Source organism: Nocardia sp. NPDC004260, assembly GCF_053603155.1.
In genome coordinates, this window is record NZ_JBSGEZ010000276.1 from 1 (window position 1) to 1,199 (window position 1,199).

The following is a 1,199-nucleotide window of genomic DNA, read 5'->3' on the forward strand; positions in this document are numbered from 1 at the left end:
GCACCTCGTGCGCGGACTGCCGCTGCCGTGCGGCACAAGAAGACTGACCGTATGGTCGGTCGAGGCGATGAACCCCACCGGCGAGCAGCCCGACCGTCGACACAGCCGCCGTGGTGGGATTCGCCCGGATCAGGTGGTGAGGGCCAAGGGTGCCGGTGCGGGCTGTTGCGATCGGCCCGGTAGGTGGGCACGGACGGCACTGCACGTACCGCAGCCCGCGTAGCTCCCGCCCGGTCCCGTGTTTCGCGCGTGCACACCATCGGGGCCGGTCACCGAAGAGCGACGGCCCTGAGAAGTGTGGTCTCATTCGGCCGCTCGCGATGAACGCCCCTCCAGGCGAACGAATCCCTGCCGGTGGGAGGCGATGTCGAGCTGGCCGCCGGGGGTGGCGATGAGAGCGTTCCCCTCGCCGTCCCACAGCAGAACGCGATACCGCTGCTCGCGGTCACCTTCCCGGACGACAGCATCGACGTTGCCGATCGCCGGGTGCGGTGAGGACGGCTCGCCAGCAGGAGCATGAACCTCATGGCGGCCACGATGAGCGGCCGTATTCACGGACAACGACCCAGAAATGAAGAGGGGCCGTTGCGGGTTGTTGTCGGTCGTCGTCATGTGGTGAGGGGTAACCGATAACCCCGACGAGAACGCCTGCGAGCCTACAGCCGGCCTCGTGGATGCCCAGCAGTCTTCTCGTGAGTGGGTTATGGGGTGCTGTCGAAGCAGAATCGGGTGGCTGGACCGAGGGTGACGTTGCTGCTGTAGGTGCTCCGGCCACGGCGCGGGTGATGGTGTCTTCGACAGCGTCCCTTGCGGCCGGATGCCAACACGATGATCTCCTCGGTGGTGAGATTTGCGTGACCGCGATGGCACAGGTATGCCCCGTGCGGTGGTGGTGGGTGAGCCCTCACCGCGGAAAACGCGCTGCCACTGGGTTGATCGCAGCCGGCCGCGGGCCTCTCTGGCGCAGAATCAGGCGGCAGCGCAATAGGTTTCGCGTGTCACCGGGGTGCGAGGACCATCCTCCTGTCCACTCCGGGCGAATACCGGGTGGCCCACCTCGTGTGATCGTCCCTGCCGGAATGCGCACGGACGCTTGCTGTTCAGGTGCCGGTGATCGGCGTTACACGCATCGCTACGATGACCGCCGTGGGAGAGGATCCCGCCCGCATCCCGGATGCGTGAAACCCTCTCCGGCATCC

General features: G+C 66.7%; 1 protein-coding gene. It reads right to left on the reverse strand.

Annotated features, from left to right (window positions below):
• Positions 1-303: 303 nt before the first annotated feature.
• On the reverse strand, positions 304-612 hold the full coding sequence (locus ACWEO7_RS39610) for a hypothetical protein (protein ID WP_452431006.1): 309 nt from the start codon (positions 610-612) through the stop codon (positions 304-306).
• Positions 613-1,199 lie beyond the last annotated feature (587 nt).

Bases quoted from the DNA above. Each gene is read 5' to 3' on its own strand.
- ACWEO7_RS39610 (WP_452431006.1), bottom strand. From the start codon at position 612: ATGACGACGACCGACAACAACCCGCAACGGCCCCTCTTCATTTCTGGG.